Origin of the sequence: Enterobacter sp. 168J2 (genome assembly GCF_034107265.1) — a bacterium.
Lineage (GTDB): Bacteria > Pseudomonadota > Gammaproteobacteria > Enterobacterales > Enterobacteriaceae > Enterobacter > Enterobacter nematophilus.
Genome location: NZ_JAWNEB010000002.1, coordinates 509,939 through 527,624, shown reverse-complemented (window position 1 = coordinate 527,624; position 17,686 = coordinate 509,939). Strand labels below are relative to the sequence as shown.

At 55.3% G+C, this 17,686-nt stretch carries 17 protein-coding genes; 8 read left to right on the top strand and 9 right to left on the bottom strand.

The window, feature by feature from the left end:
- Positions 1-409 precede the first annotated feature (409 nt).
- Complete coding sequence (gene gmhB, locus USG84_RS10560) at positions 410-976, bottom strand: D-glycero-beta-D-manno-heptose 1,7-bisphosphate 7-phosphatase (protein WP_028015601.1); 567 nt, start codon at positions 974-976, stop codon at positions 410-412.
- 188 nt (positions 977-1,164) lie between these two features.
- Between gmhB and metN the strand changes: the two genes are divergently transcribed.
- From metN to proS, 6 genes are all read left to right on the top strand, one after another.
- Entirely contained in the window at positions 1,165-2,196 is a 1,032-nt protein-coding gene (gene metN / locus USG84_RS10555; RefSeq protein ID WP_023334590.1) for a methionine ABC transporter ATP-binding protein MetN, read from the top strand.
- On the top strand, positions 2,189-2,842 hold the full coding sequence (locus tag USG84_RS10550; protein WP_003856130.1) for a methionine ABC transporter permease MetI: 654 nt from the start codon (positions 2,189-2,191) through the stop codon (positions 2,840-2,842). The genes metN and USG84_RS10550 overlap by 8 nt, the downstream gene beginning before the upstream one ends.
- Positions 2,843-2,880: 38 nt before the next feature.
- Positions 2,881-3,696: a methionine ABC transporter substrate-binding lipoprotein MetQ gene (gene metQ, locus USG84_RS10545; RefSeq protein WP_014168729.1), complete on the top strand. Its 816-nt coding sequence runs from the start codon at positions 2,881-2,883 to the stop codon at positions 3,694-3,696.
- Between the two features lie 106 nt (positions 3,697-3,802).
- Complete coding sequence (rcsF, locus tag USG84_RS10540) at positions 3,803-4,207, top strand: Rcs stress response system protein RcsF (protein ID WP_008501883.1); 405 nt, start codon at positions 3,803-3,805, stop codon at positions 4,205-4,207.
- Positions 4,204-4,911, top strand: coding sequence for a tRNA (N6-threonylcarbamoyladenosine(37)-N6)-methyltransferase TrmO (gene tsaA / locus USG84_RS10535; RefSeq protein ID WP_151413533.1), 708 nt, complete (start codon positions 4,204-4,206; stop codon positions 4,909-4,911). Before rcsF ends, tsaA begins: the two co-directional genes overlap by 4 nt.
- 112 nt (positions 4,912-5,023) lie before the next feature.
- Entirely contained in the window at positions 5,024-6,742 is a 1,719-nt protein-coding gene (proS, locus tag USG84_RS10530) for a proline--tRNA ligase (RefSeq protein ID WP_061099157.1), read from the top strand.
- A gap of 47 nt (positions 6,743-6,789) precedes the next feature.
- On the opposite strand, the gene nlpE is transcribed toward proS, so the two are convergent.
- The 3 genes from nlpE to USG84_RS10515 are packed head-to-tail and all read right to left on the bottom strand — an operon-like array spanning position 6,790 to position 8,487.
- Positions 6,790-7,488 (bottom strand): envelope stress response activation lipoprotein NlpE, encoded by a 699-nt coding sequence (nlpE, locus tag USG84_RS10525; RefSeq protein ID WP_151413532.1) that lies wholly within the window; start codon positions 7,486-7,488, stop codon positions 6,790-6,792.
- A 34-nt stretch (positions 7,489-7,522) separates the two neighbouring features.
- The gene (gene arfB, locus USG84_RS10520) at positions 7,523-7,945 is read right to left on the bottom strand and encodes an alternative ribosome rescue aminoacyl-tRNA hydrolase ArfB (protein WP_151413531.1); all 423 of its coding nucleotides are present in this window, start codon (positions 7,943-7,945) and stop codon (positions 7,523-7,525) included.
- Positions 7,942-8,487, bottom strand: coding sequence for a YaeQ family protein (locus tag USG84_RS10515; RefSeq protein ID WP_061099160.1), 546 nt, complete (start codon positions 8,485-8,487; stop codon positions 7,942-7,944). The genes arfB and USG84_RS10515 overlap by 4 nt, the downstream gene beginning before the upstream one ends.
- A gap of 196 nt (positions 8,488-8,683) precedes the next feature.
- Here USG84_RS10515 and USG84_RS10510 point away from each other — a divergent pair, with 196 nt between their 5' ends.
- Both USG84_RS10510 and rof read left to right on the top strand, forming a co-directional pair.
- The gene (locus USG84_RS10510) at positions 8,684-8,884 is read left to right on the top strand and encodes a YaeP family protein (protein ID WP_008501889.1); all 201 of its coding nucleotides are present in this window, start codon (positions 8,684-8,686) and stop codon (positions 8,882-8,884) included.
- On the top strand, positions 8,871-9,131 hold the full coding sequence (gene rof, locus USG84_RS10505) for a Rho-binding antiterminator (RefSeq protein ID WP_028015593.1): 261 nt from the start codon (positions 8,871-8,873) through the stop codon (positions 9,129-9,131). The genes USG84_RS10510 and rof overlap by 14 nt, the downstream gene beginning before the upstream one ends.
- 28 nt (positions 9,132-9,159) lie before the next feature.
- On the opposite strand, the gene tilS is transcribed toward rof, so the two are convergent.
- The 5 genes from tilS to dnaE form a co-directional block, all read right to left on the bottom strand.
- Positions 9,160-10,449: a tRNA lysidine(34) synthetase TilS gene (gene tilS / locus USG84_RS10500; RefSeq protein WP_151413530.1), complete on the bottom strand. Its 1,290-nt coding sequence runs from the start codon at positions 10,447-10,449 to the stop codon at positions 9,160-9,162.
- A gap of 58 nt (positions 10,450-10,507) precedes the next feature.
- Positions 10,508-10,897, bottom strand: a complete 390-nt coding sequence (locus tag USG84_RS10495; RefSeq protein WP_151413529.1) for a VOC family protein — start codon at positions 10,895-10,897, stop codon at positions 10,508-10,510.
- 65 nt (positions 10,898-10,962) lie between these two features.
- Positions 10,963-13,095, bottom strand: coding sequence for a lysine decarboxylase LdcC (locus USG84_RS10490; RefSeq protein WP_253540787.1), 2,133 nt, complete (start codon positions 13,093-13,095; stop codon positions 10,963-10,965).
- 100 nt (positions 13,096-13,195) lie between these two features.
- Positions 13,196-14,155: an acetyl-CoA carboxylase carboxyl transferase subunit alpha gene (accA, locus tag USG84_RS10485; RefSeq protein WP_013095666.1), complete on the bottom strand. Its 960-nt coding sequence runs from the start codon at positions 14,153-14,155 to the stop codon at positions 13,196-13,198.
- Between the two features lie 12 nt (positions 14,156-14,167).
- Entirely contained in the window at positions 14,168-17,650 is a 3,483-nt protein-coding gene (gene dnaE, locus USG84_RS10480; protein ID WP_061099163.1) for a DNA polymerase III subunit alpha, read from the bottom strand.
- Positions 17,651-17,686 lie beyond the last annotated feature (36 nt).

Genomic DNA, 17,686 nt, shown 5'->3' with positions numbered 1-17,686 from the left:
CGCCAGCGTTCAATCTGAGCCATGATCAAACTCTTCAATTTAAGTTTGATGCTCGTGAATTAAACTTCGTAATGAATTACGCATGTTCACTCAGAGACTTGGTATTCATTTATTGTCCGAAGACATTAAGAATCCATGTCACTTTGAGTGCCCACACAGATTGTCTGATAAATTGTTAAAGAGCAGTGCAACGCGGCTTTCGCTCACCGTTGCGAGGTGGCGTATATTACGCTTTCCTCTTTCAGAGTCAACCCGTTATTTCAGGATTTTTTCTCTTCAACCGACCGGGTTAACTGTGAAGTGATTCACATCCGCCGTGTCGATGGAGGCGCATTATAGGGAGCTGCCGAGGAATGACAAGCGGAAATATGCATTTTTATTTCGACCGCTCACCTTTTCGCCAAAAAGGCTATTTCTGATGCTTTTTTATCTCTTTTGGCAGCTCTGCTAGGCTATTAATCACCCAATCCGCTGCACTTTCTGCTTCTGGCGTTACGGGCTTACCGGTACGCACTAATATTTTGGTACCCACTCCCGCCGCTGCGGCCGCCTGCATATCTTCCAGCTTATCGCCCACCATGTAGGAAGCAGCCATATCAATGTGCAAGAACTCCTGTGCCGAGTTAAACATGCCTGGATGCGGTTTACGGCAGTCACAGGTCTGACGATACTCTTCCACGGTTCCCTGCGGATGGTGCGGGCAATAATAGATGCCATCAAGATCGACCCCGCGATCGGCCAGCGACCAGTCCATCCATTCCGTCAGCGTCTCAAACTGCGCTTCGGTGAACTTACCACGCGCAATACCAGACTGATTGGTGACCACCACCAGCGCATAGCCCATCTCTTTTAGCTGGCGCATTGCCTCTATAACGCCGTCGATAAATTCGAACTCATCGATCTCATGCACATAACCGTGATCCACATTAATAGTGCCATCACGGTCGAGAAAAATTGCGGGTACTGATTTTGCCACCGGTTTGCTCCTGAAAAAGGCCTGTTGAGCTAGTATCTCATGAATCGCAGCGCAATAAAGTGCTCATCATACAGAGTTGGATTGATTTAGACGTCTGGATGCCTTAACATCCGTTTTGTTTACGGTCATCACCCGTATCTGGCAGAAGAAAATGCCACGGCTAACTTACATACGATAAAAATAATCTAATGATTAAACTTTCCAATATCACCAAAGTGTTCCAGCAGGGGAACCGAACCATTCAGGCGCTGAACAATGTCAGCCTGCATGTTCCTGCTGGTCAAATTTATGGCGTCATTGGCGCATCGGGTGCAGGTAAAAGCACGCTGATCCGTTGTGTTAACCTGCTTGAGCGCCCAACCCAGGGCAGCGTAGAAGTTGGCGGTCAGGAACTTACCGCTCTTTCAGAAAAAGAGCTGACTAAAGCGCGTCGCCAGATTGGCATGATCTTCCAGCACTTTAACCTGCTGGCTTCCCGCACAGTGTTCGGCAACGTCGCGTTACCGCTGGAGCTGGATAACACGCCAAAAGAAGAAGTGAAGCGTCGCGTTACCGAACTGCTGGACCTCGTGGGTCTGGGTGATAAGCATGATAGCTACCCGGCAAACCTGTCCGGTGGGCAGAAGCAGCGTGTCGCTATTGCCCGCGCGCTGGCCAGCAACCCAAAAGTACTGCTGTGCGACGAAGCCACCAGCGCACTGGATCCGGCCACCACGCGTTCTATTCTGGAGCTGCTGAAGGACATTAACCGTCGCCTGGGCCTGACGATCCTCCTTATTACGCACGAGATGGACGTGGTGAAACGCATCTGCGACTGCGTGGCGGTCATTAGTAACGGCGAGCTGATCGAGCAGGACACGGTAAGCGAAGTATTTTCCCATCCGAAAACGCCGCTGGCACAGCAGTTTATTCAGTCCACGCTGCATCTGGATATTCCAGAAGATTATCTGGAGCGTTTGAAAACCGAACCTACGGCTGACAGCGTCCCGATGCTGCGTATGGAATTCACCGGTCAGTCCGTTGATGCCCCTCTGCTTTCCGAAACCGCGCGTCGCTTTAACGTGAACAACAACATTATTAGCGCGCAGATGGATTACGCCGGTGGCGTGAAGTTCGGCATCATGCTGACGGAAATGCACGGCACCCAAGAAGAAACCCAGGCCGCAATCGCCTGGCTGCAAGAACATCATGTAAAAGTAGAGGTACTGGGTTATGTCTGAGCCGATGATGTGGCTACTGGTTCGCGGCGTTTGGGAAACGCTGGCAATGACCTTCGTATCGGGTTTCTTTGGTTTTGTGATTGGCCTGCCGGTAGGCGTACTGCTGTACGTGACGCGTCCGGGTCAAATCATTGAGAACGCGAAGCTCTACCGTACGCTCTCCGCGCTGGTGAATATCTTCCGTTCCATACCGTTCATTATTCTGCTGGTGTGGATGATTCCGTTTACCCGCGTGATCGTCGGTACGTCTATTGGACTGCAGGCGGCCATCGTTCCGCTGACCGTAGGTGCAGCGCCGTTTATCGCCCGTATGGTGGAAAACGCCCTGCTGGAGATCCCAACCGGTTTGATCGAAGCTTCCCGTGCGATGGGTGCCACGCCGATGCAGATCGTCCGCAAGGTTCTGCTGCCTGAAGCACTGCCGGGCCTGGTGAACGCGGCAACGATTACGCTTATTACTCTGGTAGGGTATTCCGCGATGGGCGGTGCCGTGGGTGCCGGCGGTTTAGGACAGATTGGTTATCAGTACGGCTATATTGGATATAACGCTACCGTGATGAATACCGTTCTGGTATTGCTGGTTGTTCTGGTTTACTTAATCCAGTTCTCTGGCGATCGCATCGTCCGGGCTGTTACTCACAAATAACGATACACAACACAAACTCGACGAGTTAAGGATAAAACATGGCGTTTAAATTAAAGACCTTCGCAGCAGTAGGCGCGCTGATTGGCTCTCTGGCACTGGTGGGTTGCGGTCAGGACGAAAAAGATCCAAACCATATTAAAGTGGGCGTTATCGTAGGTGCAGAACAGCAGGTTGCTGAAGTTGCTCAGAAAGTGGCGAAAGAAAAATACGGCCTGGACGTTGAGCTGGTGACCTTTAATGATTACGTTCTGCCGAACGAAGCGCTGAGCAAAGGCGATATCGACGCCAACGCCTTCCAGCATAAGCCATACCTGGATCAGCAGATCAAAGATCGCGGCTATAAGCTGGTTGGCGTGGGTAACACCTTTGTCTACCCGATTGCCGGCTACTCCAAGAAGATTAAATCACTGGACGAACTGCAGCCGGGCTCTCAGGTAGCCGTGCCTAACGATCCAACCAACCTCGGACGTTCCCTGCTGCTGCTGCAGAAAGTGGGCCTGATCAAACTGAAAGACGGCGTTGGCCTGCTGCCAACCGTTCTGGATGTCACCGAGAACCCGAAAAATCTGAAAATTGTTGAACTGGAAGCACCGCAGCTGCCGCGCTCTCTGGACGATGCGCAGATTGCCCTGGCCGTTATCAACACCACATACGCCAGCCAGATTGGCCTGACGCCAGCGAAAGACGGTATCTTCGTTGAAGATAAAGACTCCCCGTACGTTAACCTGATCGTGACTCGCGAAGATAACAAAGACGCGGAAAACGTGAAGAAGTTCGTTCAGGCCTATCAGTCAGACGAAGTTTACCAGGAAGCCAACAAAGTGTTTAACGGCGGCGCTGTTAAAGGCTGGTAATCTCACCTCAGTGTAATATCATCAGGACGGGCTTATGCCCGTCTTGTCATTTGTGCAGTCACCTGATTCAATATCTGACGTTTTGATTATCCATTGAGGAATTATTATGCGTGCTTTACCGATCTGTCTTTTAGCACTCATGCTGAGCGGCTGTTCCATGCTAAGCAGATCTCCTGTTGAACCCGTTCAAAGCACGGCAACCCCGCCAAAAACAGAGCCTGCAAAACCGAAAGTGGTTCGCCCTGCGCCGGTTCGCATTATCACCAAGGCTGACGAACTGGTCGGCAAACCGTTCCGTGAACTGGGTGAAGTGAGCGGCGAATCCTGTCAGGCAACCAATCAGGACTCTCCACCGAATATCCCGACAGCGCGCAAACGCATGCAGATTAACGCCGCAAAAATGAAAGCTAACGCGGTGCTGCTGCACAGCTGCGAAGTCACCAGCGGCACGCCGGGCTGCTACCGTCAGGCGGTTTGCATCGGTTCTGCGCTGAACATTACGGCGAAATGAGTGCGTTTCAGTTTGAGCAAATAGGGGTTATTCACTCTCCGTACAAAGAGAAGTTCGCCGTGCCCCGCCAGCCCGGTCTGGTCACCAGCAGCAGCGGCGAGCTTCATCTTCAGGCGCCTTATAACCAGGCTGATGCGGTACGCGGGCTCGAGTCTTTCAGTCACTTATGGGTGGTATTTGTCTTTCACCAGACAATGGAAGGCGGCTGGCGTCCCACCGTACGTCCCCCGCGCCTGGGTGGAAATGCGAGAATGGGCGTGTTTGCAACTCGCTCGACCTTCCGTCCAAATCCGATCGGGATGTCGCTGGTTGAACTGAAAGGCATACGCTGCCAGAAGGATCAGGTCATCCTTGAGCTGGGCAGCCTGGATCTGGTGGACGGCACGCCGGTTATCGATATCAAACCCTATTTGCCTTTCGCCGAAGCCCTCCCGGATGCGCGCGCAAGCTACGCTCAGGATGCACCGCAGGCGGATATGCCAGTCTCGTTTACGCCTGAGATCGCCCTGCAGCTGAGTCAGCTAGAGAAACGCTATCCTCGCTTACGGGATTTCATTACTGAAGTTCTGGCACAGGATCCCCGCCCGGCCTACCGTAAAGAAGAGGAAGCAGGAAAAACGTACGCCGTCTGGCTGCTGGATTTTAACGTGCGCTGGCGCGTTACTGGGGCAGGTTTCGAAGTGTTTGCCCTTGAACCCAGGTAATTTTGTTCTCCTCTCTTTTGGCATCTTTGCCACACTGGTAAACTAAACCACTTTTTTTGTGTCAGGCTGGCGTTTCAGCCTGTTCCAATCGTCGAAATGGAACCGTAACAACATGCGTACTAGCCAATATCTGCTCTCCACTTTGAAGGAGACACCTGCCGACGCCGAAGTGATCAGCCATCAGCTGATGCTGCGCGCCGGGATGATCCGCAAGCTGGCCTCCGGGTTATACACCTGGCTGCCGACCGGCGTGCGCGTCCTGAAAAAAGTCGAAAACATCGTGCGTGAAGAGATGAACAACGCCGGTGCTATCGAGGTGTCTATGCCCGTGGTTCAGCCCGCTGACCTGTGGCAGGAGAGCGGCCGTTGGGAGCAATATGGCCCAGAACTGCTGCGCTTCGTCGATCGCGGCGAGCGTCCGTTCGTTCTCGGTCCAACGCATGAAGAAGTCATTACCGATCTGATTCGTAATGAGCTGAGCTCTTACAAACAGCTGCCGCTGAACTTCTTCCAGATCCAGACCAAGTTCCGTGACGAAGTGCGCCCACGCTTCGGCGTGATGCGCTCTCGCGAATTCCTGATGAAAGATGCCTACTCTTTCCATACCTCACAGGAGTCGCTGCAAGAGACCTACGACAAAATGTACGAGGCTTACAGCAAAATCTTCTCCCGCATGGGTCTGGATTTCCGCGCGGTGCAGGCTGATACCGGCTCCATCGGCGGTAGCGCATCCCATGAGTTCCAGGTTCTGGCGCAGAGCGGTGAAGACGATGTGATCTTCTCTGACTCTTCAGACTACGCGGCGAACATCGAATTTGCAGAAGCGCTGGCACCAAAAGAACCTCGCGGTGCGGCAACGCAAGAGATGACGTTGGTTGATACGCCAAACGCGAAAACCATCGCCGAGCTGGTTGAGCAGTTCAGTCTGCCGATTGAAAAAACCGTTAAAACGCTGCTGGTGAAGTCTACCGAAGGCAGCGCTTACCCGCTGGTTGCCCTGCTGGTGCGTGGCGATCATGAACTGAACGAAGTGAAAGCCGAAAAGCTGCCGCAGGTAGCCAGCCCGCTGACGTTCGCAACGGAAGCGGAAATCCGCGCCGTCGTGAATGCCGGCCCTGGCTCTCTCGGTCCGGTGAATATGCCGGTTCCTGTCGTGATTGACCGCACGGTTGCTGCAATGAGCGACTTCTCTGCGGGTGCTAACATCGACGGTAAGCATTACTTCGGCATCAACTGGGATCGCGACGTGGCGACGCCGGAAGTGGCAGACATCCGTAACGTGGTTGCAGGCGACCCAAGCCCGGACGGCCAGGGTACGCTGATGATCAAGCGCGGTATCGAAGTGGGCCACATCTTCCAGCTGGGTGATAAATACTCTCGCGCGCTGAACGCCGCCGTTCAGGGTGAAGATGGCCGTAACCAGATCCTGACCATGGGCTGCTACGGTATCGGGGTGACGCGCGTGGTGGCTGCGGCCATCGAGCAGAACTACGACGAGCGCGGCATCGTCTGGCCGGACAATATCGCGCCGTTCCAGGTGGCTATTCTGCCAATGAACATGCACAAGTCTTACCGCGTGCAGGAGCTGGCCGAGAAGCTGTACGCCGAGCTGCGCGCTCAGGGCATCGAAGTGCTGATGGATGACCGTAAAGAGCGTCCGGGCGTGATGTTTGCCGATATGGAACTGATCGGTATCCCGCACACCGTCGTCATCGGCGACCGTAACCTCGACAGCGATGAGATTGAATACAAATACCGCCGCAGCGGCGAAAAACAGATGATCAAGACCGGCGATATTCTTGATTACCTGGTGAAAGCCATCAAAGGCTAAACAAAAAACCCCGCTCTGACGGGGTTTTTTAATGGCTCAACGTCAGCTTATTTACTGATACAGTCTTTACCCGCGACAAACTTCGCGTCTTTATCTGCCACAAGCGTTTTCACCATCTCCCCGCTATCCGGGTTTGGCTCCAGCGTAAAGTGGCCGTCAACCGTCAGCAATACCGGCTTGCTGTCGTTGCCGCGCGCCACGGCGTAATCACGTTCAAGCTGCGCATTGTTTGCCACGCTAACTTTCTTACCGGTAGCGCAGTCGGTAAAGATCGCCGCGTCCGCCATATAGAAATACATCCCCCGCATCGCCATCGGCGTGGCAGGCAGCGCCGCTTTCACCGGCGTCAGCGTGTAGTTGAACTGGGATTCAATCGGATTGCCTTCCCGGTCGAGCATTTCCATGTTCTCGCCTTTAGGGCGGAACCAGGTTTTGTCACCGGAGGTATCCGTCAGGACCAGTTTCTCCGCCGTACGCGCCCATGTCCCGTAAGTCGCAAATGAAGAAGGTTCTTTCGCGCCCTGATAGCGCTGGTTCATCACCCAGGTACCGTCTTTTTGCAGGAACAGTGACGTTTCAATGCCTTCGCAGTCCGCGCAGGGCAATACGCCGCGCCAGCTCTGCTGCATTGGCTTTAACTCTTCATTCTGCGCTGGCTGCAAAACCTGCGTTTCAGAACGGTTGTTACACCCGAAAAGCGCAAACAGCGTACTCACTGCCAGCGCTGAAAATAATGCTTTTTTCACAATGAATTCCTTATGAAAATTGTGTTCCCTTTCGTCACTCCATCGGGCGACGAACTTTACCGCGTAATGCTTTCACTGTGGATTTTTGGGCTTTCGAGGACAGCCGACGCTCTTTCGATGCGCGAGTTGGCCGCGTTGCCCGGCGGCTTTTTTGTACTGCCGTTAACTCTTTGATGACCGCCACCAGCCTGGCTATCGCCGCTTCCCGGTTAAGCTCCTGGCTGCGGTACTCCTGGGCTTTGATCACAATCACGCCATCGCTGGTGATCAGGTGATGGCTGGCGGCAAGCAGACTTTCTTTATAATACTCTGGCAGGCTTGATGCCCGAATGTCAAAACGCAAATGGATAGCCGTCGAAGCCTTGTTGACATGCTGCCCGCCCGCGCCCTGAGCACGGATGGCGGCGATCTCCAGCTCGTTATCAGGGATGCTGACGTTTCGGGACAGGACGATCATGACGCAGGCTGCCAGGCCGTCAGATGAATTTCCAGATTATTCTGAGAATCAGAAAGCCAGATGGCTCCGTCCTGAATCGTTGCCTGCAGCGCCATCGTCCGGCTGGCAAACTCGCTCAGCTGCGCCAGCTGTTCATCATCCAGATACCAGACGGCGAGATTTTTAAACTGCGCGCATTTATTCTTATTTTGCTGCCACCAGATCTCCGCCGCGCGCTGGTTATAGGCGAACAACGCCACTTCCGCAGACTGAGTACACGCCTTTTTAATCCTGCGCTCGTCCGGCAGACCGAGTTCAATCCATAAATCGATCCCCAGATGGTCGTTGCGCAGCCAGGCTTCAGGCTCGTCTTCCGCGCTTAACCCACGGGTAAACTGCAGACGTTCGTTGGCGTACTTAATCCACGCCAGCAGGCGCAGCATCATACGCTCCTGCGTTTCGGAGGGGTGGCGTGCCAGCGTAAGCGACGCGTCCAGAAACTGGTTGCGATCAAGATCGGCCACGTTGACCACTGCTTTGTAAATTGTCGCTTTCAGCGCCATGAGAGAACTCCATTCGAATCAGCCGCACATTGTAGCGAAAACGGAGGCAAAAGGCTGTTACGGAGTAATAAATACACCGCTATCAAGGCGCTGATATTGCTTAAATGAGTATGGTATAGTCACCTTGCTAAACCGAGTTTATCTTCGTAGGCTTAATGATATCTCACAGTAAGTCAGTGCGCTGGCGGGAGGGGATGTGAATAATTATTGTGAGTTAATTCGCAAACGGTATGCGGAAATCGCCAGCGGAGATCTGGGGTATGTCCCGGACGCGTTGGGCTGTGTATTGAAGGTGCTTAATGAAGTGGCCTCTGATGAGAGCCTTTCAGAGTCGGTCAGGGAAAAAGCAGCGTATGCTGCGGCGAATTTACTGGTGAGCGATTATGTCGATGAATGATACTTATCAACCCATCAATTGTGATGACTATGACAACCTCGAACTCGCCTGCCAGCATCATTTAATACTGACGCTGGAGCTAAAAGATGGCGAAGTGTTGAAGGCGAAGGCCAGCGATCTGCTTTCACGCAAGAATGTGGAATACCTGGTCGTGGAAGATGCCGGTGCGACGCGCGAGCTGCGTCTGGACAAAATTGCCAGCTTCAGCCACCCGCAAATCGGCACCGTCGTGGTGAGCGAATCCTGATGACACTAACGGGCAGCCGGGCTGCCCGTTACGCTTTCCGCCACTCGAAGCAGACCCCCTCTTCTGTCCAACCCGCTTCCGTGATGAACACCCCTGCAGCAGCAATCAGCGTTTCACCGTAGAACAGCAGCGGCGTGGTGTCGCGCAGCCACGGCGGCACGTTGCACTCCTGCCATATCTTTTTCAGCTTCCTTCCCCCGTTGCGTCCGACGATATGCAGCAAGCCGCCAGCCTTAAAGCGCACGCTGACCGCTTCACCGGGCTTTGGCAGACGCACATGACCCGTCGGCATCAGAGAGACGCTCCCTGCATCCTGGGGCAATATCAGCGGTGCCTCTGGTGAGGGCCAGTGGAGCACCACATCGGTCAGCGAGGGGGAGGATTTTACCCACCAGAGTTTGCCTTTATAGCGTCTGACCTCATATCCACTCAGGTGTACGCAGGGGGAAGCATCTTCCCGCGCCTGCGCGACTTCGTCCCAGATACGGCTCAGCATTGCCCGCGACGGCATCGGAGCATGATGAGTGGCAAGCCAGCGGCGTAACAGCGCGGCCCGGCGCGCCGGGCTTATCGCCTCCAGAGGCGCAATTGCCAGCGCCCCGTCTTCTGAAATCAGGTCAGACAGCTCCTCACTGAGTAACTCATCCAGCAAAGTTTCCTGTTCGGCGCACAGCATGGCGCTTCTTGCTGTCGCGTCGGCAAAATGCGGCCAGCGCTCGCTCAATAGCGGGAGGACGCGCAGACGCAGGAAGTTACGATCGTAGCTGTCGTCCCGGTTGCTCTCATCTTCGATCCAGCTCAGCTGATGCTCCCGCGCCCAGGCTTCCAGCGACACGCGGGTCTCGCCAAGCAGCGGCCGCATTAATTGCGTTCCGGCAAAATCAGAACGCGCCGGCATGGCGGAAAGCCCTGCGGGTCCGCTGCCCCGCTTAAGCGCCAGCAAAAAGGTTTCGCACTGATCGTCCAGATGCTGCGCCGTGACCAGCGCCTCGCCGGGCAGCAATACGCCGGCAAAAGCGGCATAGCGGGCTTTACGCGCCTGCGCTTCAATACCCAGCCCTTCATCAGCAAGGGTGACGCGCTCAACGACGAGCGGGATAGCCCACGCCTCACACAAGGCTTCACAGTGCGCCACCCACTCCTCTGCATGAGGGCTTAGCCCGTGGTGGATGTGTATAGCCCGAAGCTGGACGCCAGGATCCCGGTCGCGCCAGAGCTTAAGGCGATGCAGCAACACGGTGGAATCCAGGCCACCGCTAAACCCCACCAGCAGCTGGCGGTACGGTGAAACGGCTTGTGCGATAGCGGGTAAGGTCATAGGAAATTACACATAAAAAATGCCCGAACTGAGCGGGCATTATCACACAGGATAAACATTACTGCTGGTAAAGCTCCAGCGGCAGGCCATCCGGGTCGTTAAAAAAGGTGAAGCGCTTGTCGGTAAACGGATCGACGCGAACGGGTTCGCACGTCACGCCGTGCGCTTCCAGATGTTTTACTGCGCTATCAAGGTCATCAACGCTGAAAGCCAGATGACGCAGGCCGCAGGCTTCCGGGCGGGACGGACGCGAAGGCGGGAAAGGAAAAGAGAACAGCTCAATCACATACTGCCCGTTTAGCGCGAGATCGCCCTTCCAGGAGTCGCGCTCCTCGCGGTAGGCCTCGCTCATGAGCGTAAAGCCAAGAATGTCGCAGTAGAAGGCCTTACTTTTCGCATAATCGGTGGCAATGATCGCAATATGGTGAACCGCTTTTAAACCCAGCATAGCTTCTCCTTTTTATGATGCCTGAACGTTACAACCGAAAAGCCACACCTGGCAAGCGGTCACCTTTATTTTAGGACTCGCACCCAGTACACGCCGTTTTCATCGCGTTTCGCGCCGTGGATATCCGTTTCAAAGCCCGGATAGTGACGCCCTACCGAACAGAGCATCAGCAGGAAATCGAGCACCGCCCGGCTCTCCTCGGTGATCATCTCACCCGGCATCAGCAGCGGCACGCCTGGCGGATACGGCAGGATCATGTTGGCCGATACCCGCCCGACCAGATTTTCCAGCTCAACGGTTTCGACTTCACCTTTCACCTGCCGCTGCCAGGCCTTGTGCGGCGTCAGCTTCATATCAGGCAGGACGTCAAACGCCTGGAGCATCAGGCGCGGCAGATCGTGCTGGCGGATCAGCCTGTGGATCCCCTGGGCCAGCTCCTGAATGCGCATGGTGCGGTAGAAGTCAGGATCTTCCGCGTAGAGATCCGGCAGCATGTTCTTCACCCGAAGGTTGAGATCGTAGGCGCGCTTAAACTCCATCAGGCCGCGCAATAGCCCCATTGCCCGGGTTTTGTCGATCCCGATGCTGAACAGGAACAGTAAATTATAGGGGCCGGTCTTTTCCACCACCACGCCGCGCTCGTCAAGGAACTTAGCCACCAGCGCGGCGGGGATCCCTTCCTCGCCCATCACGCCCTGTTCGTCCATCCCCGGCGTCAGGATCGTCACCTTCACCGGATCGAGGAACATGTGGTCCGCATCAGCATCCCGGAAGCCGTGCCAGCTCTCTCCCGGCGCGACGGGCCAGCACTCCGCCTCGTCGATCTCTTCCGGCTGCCAGATATCGAAGAACCAGCCGTCGGCCTCATCCTTCAGCCGCTGGACCTCTTTGCGGAAATGCAGCGCCCGTTCCACCGAGCGGTTAATCAGGCGTTTACCCGGATTGCCGCGCAGCATCGCCGCCGCCGTCTCGATAGAGGCCACCAGCGGATAGCTCGGAGAGGTGGTGGTGTGCATCATAAAGGCTTCGTTAAACGTATCCTCGTCGTACTCGCCTTTAATGTGGATTAACGAAGCCTGCGAAAACGCGGCCAGCATTTTGTGCGTCGACTGCGTTTCGAAAAATACCTTGCCCGGCACGCGCTCACCGCTCATGCCGCTTTTACCCGAATAAATCGGGTGGAAATTGGTATAGGGCACCCACGCGGAATCGAAGTGGATCGACGGCACGTCCAGCGTCTGCTTAATCCAGTTCGTGTTATACAGCAGACCGTCATAGGTGGAGTTAGTGATCACCGCGTGGACAGGCCAGCTTGCGTCGGGGATCGCCGCAACCTTACTTTCGATGGCTTGATGCGTGAACTCCCGGCGCGGAATGCCGCCGAGGATACCGAGCGCGTTACGCGTGGGCGACAGCCAGATCGGGACGACGTCGCTCATCATCAGCAGGTGCGCCAGCGATTTATGGCAGTTACGGTCAATCAACAACGTGCTTCCGGTTGGCGCGGCGTACATCCCGACGATTTTATTCGAGGTTGAGGTGCCGTTGGTTACCATATAGCTCTGCTCGGCGCCAAAGGTGCGGGCGATATACTCTTCGGCTTCCAGATGCGGGCCGGTGTGGTCCAGCAGAGAACCCAGTTCGGTCACTGAAATCGACACGTCTGCTTTCAGGGTATTGCCGCCGAAGAAATCGTAGAACAGGCACCCCACCGGGCTTTTTTGATAGGCCGTTCCGGCCATGTGTCCCGGCGTACAGAAGGTGTATTTCCCCTCTTTCACATAGGTGAACAGCGCGCGCGTAAACGGCGGTGTGATGTTATCAAGGTATTCGCCGGTGTATTGCTGAATACGGGTCGCAATGTCCTCGGCCACGCCGAGCGAGTATTCGAAGAACCACAGCGCCATGCGCATATCGTGCGCGCTGACGTCCATGGTGGAGTGAGTGTTGATAAAGGCATAGAGCGGAAGGTATTCATTGAGCCTGTTTATCTCGCTGCACAACTCCATGTCGTATTCGTCCCAGTCGAATATCACGCCACAGATGCGCGGATTATGTTCGATGAATTTCAGCAGATCGGCGCTGTTCTGCGGCCAGATTAGCTGATATCCGCGTGCTTTCAGGGCTTGCTCCAGCTCCTTGATGGGCTCGTCTTTATAAAAGACGCCGTGTGGCCCCATGATGGCTATGATGTTCATGGTTTACCTCCTTGAAAAACATCAGATAAGCATAGTTAAGGTAAACGGCAGGTATAAAAAAAGCCGCAACAAAGTGCGGCTTTTCAGATAATTGTGAAGCTTACGCGTAACCGTAAGTCATCAGACGCTGGTAACGACGGTTGAGCAGGTCTTCTTTGCTCAGGACGTCCAGATCGGCCAGGTCGGCCAGCAGCTGTGCTTTCAGGGAAGCAGCCATCACTTCCGGCTTACGATGCGCGCCGCCCAGAGGTTCCGGGATAACGGTGTCGATCAGCTTCAGCTCTTTCAGACGCGGCGCAATAATGCCCATCGCTTCAGCAGCCAGCGGCGCTTTGTCGGCGCTTTTCCACAGAATGGACGCACAGCCTTCCGGAGAGATAACGGAATAGGTGCTGTACTGCAACATATTCACTTTATCGCCCACGCCAATCGCCAGCGCACCGCCGGAGCCACCCTCACCGATAACGGTACAGATGACCGGAACCTTCAGGCGAGACATCTCGCGCAGGTTGCGGGCGATAGCTTCAGACTGGCCGCGCTCTTCCGCGCCCACGCCTGGGTATGCACCCGGGGTGTCGATGAAGGTGATGATAGGCATATTGAAGCGCTCGGCCATCTCCATCAGACGCAGGGCTTTACGGTAACCTTCTGGTGCTGGCATACCGAAGTTACGACGGATCTTCTCTTTGGTTTCACGGCCTTTCTGATGACCAATGATCATCACCGGGCGTCCGTCCAGACGCGCGATGCCGCCAACGATAGCTTTGTCGTCAGCGTATGCGCGATCGCCTGCCAGTTCGTCAAATTCGTCAAACGCCAGGCGGACATAATCCAGGGTGTACGGACGCTGTGGGTGACGCGCCAGCTGGGCGATCTGCCATGCGCCAAGATCGGCAAAGATTTTGCGCGTCAGTTCTACGCTTTTTTCGCGCAGACGATGCACTTCTTCGTCGATGTTAATATCCAGTTTTTCATCCTGACGGCTTACCGCTGTCAGAGAATCGATTTTCGCTTCCAGCTCAGCAATCGGCTGTTCGAAATCAAGGAAATTCAGACTCATAGTATTCCTGTATTAGTCAAACTCCAGTTCCACCTGCTCCGAACCAATGAGGCCACGGAGATCGTTCAGTAAACGATCGCTCGGAGAGACACGCCACGTTGCACCAAAGCGCAACCGCGCACGTGCATCCGCCCTCTGATAGTAGAGATGTACTGGAATGGTCCCCGAGCGGTGGGGTTCCAGAGACTGACGGAGTCGGTTTAAAAGCTGGTCATCAATTTGCCTGTCCGTCAGCGAGATAGCAAGCCCGCGAGCATATTTTTCCCGGGCTTCGTCAATGTCCATCACTTCGCGGGCGGTCATTTTAAGCCCCCCGCTGAAGTCATCAAAGCTGACCTGTCCGCTGACGATAAGTATGCGGTCTTTTTCCAGCAATTGCTGGTATTTATCCAGCGCGTCGGTGAACAGCATCACCTCCAGACGCCCGGAACGGTCATCTAACGTACAGATGCCGATACGATTGCCGCGCTTGGTGACCATAACCCTTGCAGCAATCACGAGCCCCGCAGCCGTGGTGATTTTACCACGATCTGTCGGATGCATGTCTTTTAGCCTGTTGCCTCCGACATAGCGCTCAATTTCTTTGATGTACTGGTTGATCGGGTGACCCGTCAGGTACAAACCTAACGTTTCACGTTCGCCATCCAGCACCACCTGTTCTGGCCAGGGCTGACAGTTAGAGTAAGACTGCTCAATCTGCTCTGGCTCTTCCGCCAGTACGCCAAACATATCTGCCTGGCCAATGGCTTCCGCTTTCGCGTGCTGATCGGCAGCTTTCAGCGCATCGCCGAGCGAGTTCATCAGCGCCGCGCGGTGCGGCCCCAGCCTGTCAAACGCGCCGGACATGATCAGCTTTTCCAGCACGCGGCGGTTCAGTTTTTTGGTATCGGTACGGGCACAGAGATCGAACAGCTCGCGGAAGTAGCCACCGTTATTACGCGCTTCGATGATCGCCTCGATCGGCCCCTCACCCACGCCTTTGATCGCGCCGATACCGTAGACGATTTCCCCGTCATCGTTAACGTGGAAATGGTACAGACCCGAGTTAATATCCGGCGGCAGGATCTTCAGCCCCATGCGCCAGCACTCGTCCACCAGGCCGACTACCTTCTCGGTGTTGTCCATATCGGCGGTCATAACCGCCGCCATAAACTCAGCGGGATAGTGCGCTTTCAGCCACAGCGTTTGATACGAAACCAAAGCATAGGCAGCGGAGTGAGATTTGTTAAACCCGTACCCGGCGAATTTCTCCACCAGGTCGAAGATTTTCATCGCCAGTTCGCCGTCAACGCCGTTTTTCTTCGCCCCGTCTTCAAAAATGGAGCGCTGCTTGGCCATCTCTTCCGGTTTTTTCTTACCCATCGCACGACGCAGCATATCCGCGCCGCCGAGGGTATAGCCGGAAAGCACCTGGGCAATCTGCATAACCTGTTCCTGATACAGGATGATGCCGTAGGTTGGCTCCAGCACCGGCTTCAGGCTTTCGTGCTGCCACTGCACGTCCGGGTAGGAAATCTCTTCGCGCCCGTGCTTACGGTCGATGAAGTTATCCACCATCCCTGACTGCAGCGGGCCCGGACGGAACAGGGCCACCAGTGCGATCATATCTTCGAAGCAGTCGGGCTGCAGGCGCTTAATCAGGTCTTTCATGCCGCGGGATTCAAGCTGGAAGACGGCTGTCGTCTCCGAGCGCTGCAGCATGTCGAAACTTTTCTTGTCATCCAGCGGGATGGCCGCGATATCCAGCGGCGGCTCGCCGTTCTTCTCGCGGCGGGCGTTGATCATCTCCAGCGCCCAGTTGATGATGGTCAGCGTGCGCAGGCCGAGGAAGTCGAACTTCACCAGCCCGGCGTATTCCACGTCGTTCTTATCGAACTGGGTGACCGGGTGCTGGCCCGCTTCGTCACAGTAGAGCGGCGCAAAGTCGGTGATTTTGGTCGGCGCGATAACCACGCCCCCCGCATGCTTACCGGCGTTACGCGTCACGCCTTCAAGCTTACGCGCCATGTCGATCAGCGCTTTGACTTCTTCGTCAGCTTCGTAGATTTCCGGCAGCTGAGGTTCGGCTTCAAACGCTTTTGCAAGCGTCATGCCCGGATCGGGCGGTACCAGCTTAGAAATACGATCGACAAAGCCGTACGGGTGACCCAGCACGCGTCCCACGTCGCGGATAACCGCTTTCGCCGCCATGGTTCCAAAGGTAATGATCTGCGAAACCGCGTCACGGCCGTACATATCGGCCACGTGCTCGATGACCTGGTCGCGTTTTTCCATGCAGAAGTCAACGTCGAAGTCGGGCATGGAAACACGTTCCGGGTTAAGGAAACGTTCGAACAGCAGGTCAAATTCCAGCGGGTCGAGGTCGGTGATTTTCAGCGCATACGCCACCAGCGAGCCCGCACCCGAGCCACGGCCCGGTCCAACCGGAACGCCGTTATCCTTCGACCACTGGATAAACTCCATTACGATCAGGAAGTAGCCGGGGAAGCCCATCTGGTTAATCACCTGGAGTTCAATATCCAGGCGTTCGTCATACTCCGGACGACGTTTTTTACGCTCTTCTTCATCCGGGAAAAGGAATTCGAGACGCTCTTCCAGACCCTCTTTCGATTTCATGACCAGGAAATCTTCCGTAGTCATGTCCCCCGTCGGGAACTGCGGCAGGAAGTATTCGCCGAGGCGCACGGTCACGTTACAGCGCTTGGCAATCTCTACGCTGTTTTCCAGCGCTTCCGGAATGTCGGAGAAGAGCTCGCACATCTCCTCTTCGCTGCGCATATACTGCTGCGATGAGTAGTTGCGCGGGCGCTTTGGATCGTCGAGTGTGAAGCCATCGTGGATAGCGACGCGAATTTCGTGCGCGTCAAAATCGCCGGACTCCAGGAAACGCACGTCGTTCGTTGCCACCACGGGCAAGCCGCGCTCTTCAGCCAGCGCGACAGCAGCGTGCAGATAGTTCTCTTCATCCTGGCGACCGGTTCGAATCAGCTCCAGGTAGTAACGATTCGGGAAGTACTCTTCATAGAACGAGACGCACTGATCCACCAGCGCGCTATTACCGCGCAGCAGTGATTTACCGACATCGCCCATGCGGCCGCCGGAGATCAGCAGCAGCCCTTCGTTCAGCTCAGCCAGCCAGTCCCTGTCAATCCACGGGCCCAGCGCGCCGTAACCGCGCTGATAGGCTTTTGAGATAAGCAGGGTGAGGTTTTGGTAGCCCGTATTGTTCATGGCCAACACGGAGATTTGCGTCAGCTCATCGCCGATGAGATCGCTCTGCACATGAAAATCCGCACCGACGATAGGCTTCATTCCCGCGCCATGCGCCGTCCCGTAGAACTTCACCAAGCCACACAGGTTGGTAAAATCGGTGATCGCCAGCGCAGGCATGCCCAGAGAGGCCGCCTTTTTTACCAGCGGCCCGGTCTTCGCCAGCCCATCGATCATGGAGTAGTCGCTATGCACCCGCAGGTGTACGAAACGTGGTTCAGCCATCTTCAGATTCCGCGTTACTTAATTGCTTGCGTATTG

Bases quoted from the DNA above. Each gene is read 5' to 3' on its own strand.
- metN (WP_023334590.1), top strand. From the start codon at position 1,165: ATGATTAAACTTTCCAATATCACCAAAGTGTTCCAGCAGGGGAACCGA.
- USG84_RS10550 (WP_003856130.1), top strand. From the start codon at position 2,189: ATGTCTGAGCCGATGATGTGGCTACTGGTTCGCGGCGTTTGGGAAACG.
- metQ (WP_014168729.1), top strand. From the start codon at position 2,881: ATGGCGTTTAAATTAAAGACCTTCGCAGCAGTAGGCGCGCTGATTGGC.
- rcsF (WP_008501883.1), top strand. From the start codon at position 3,803: ATGCGTGCTTTACCGATCTGTCTTTTAGCACTCATGCTGAGCGGCTGT.
- tsaA (WP_151413533.1), top strand. From the start codon at position 4,204: ATGAGTGCGTTTCAGTTTGAGCAAATAGGGGTTATTCACTCTCCGTAC.
- proS (WP_061099157.1), top strand. From the start codon at position 5,024: ATGCGTACTAGCCAATATCTGCTCTCCACTTTGAAGGAGACACCTGCC.
- arfB (WP_151413531.1), bottom strand. From the start codon at position 7,945: ATGATCGTCCTGTCCCGAAACGTCAGCATCCCTGATAACGAGCTGGAG.
- USG84_RS10515 (WP_061099160.1), bottom strand. From the start codon at position 8,487: ATGGCGCTGAAAGCGACAATTTACAAAGCAGTGGTCAACGTGGCCGAT.
- rof (WP_028015593.1), top strand. From the start codon at position 8,871: ATGTCGATGAATGATACTTATCAACCCATCAATTGTGATGACTATGAC.
- tilS (WP_151413530.1), bottom strand. From the start codon at position 10,449: ATGACCTTACCCGCTATCGCACAAGCCGTTTCACCGTACCGCCAGCTG.
- USG84_RS10495 (WP_151413529.1), bottom strand. From the start codon at position 10,897: ATGCTGGGTTTAAAAGCGGTTCACCATATTGCGATCATTGCCACCGAT.
- USG84_RS10490 (WP_253540787.1), bottom strand. From the start codon at position 13,095: ATGAACATCATAGCCATCATGGGGCCACACGGCGTCTTTTATAAAGAC.
- accA (WP_013095666.1), bottom strand. From the start codon at position 14,155: ATGAGTCTGAATTTCCTTGATTTCGAACAGCCGATTGCTGAGCTGGAA.
- dnaE (WP_061099163.1), bottom strand. From the start codon at position 17,650: ATGGCTGAACCACGTTTCGTACACCTGCGGGTGCATAGCGACTACTCC.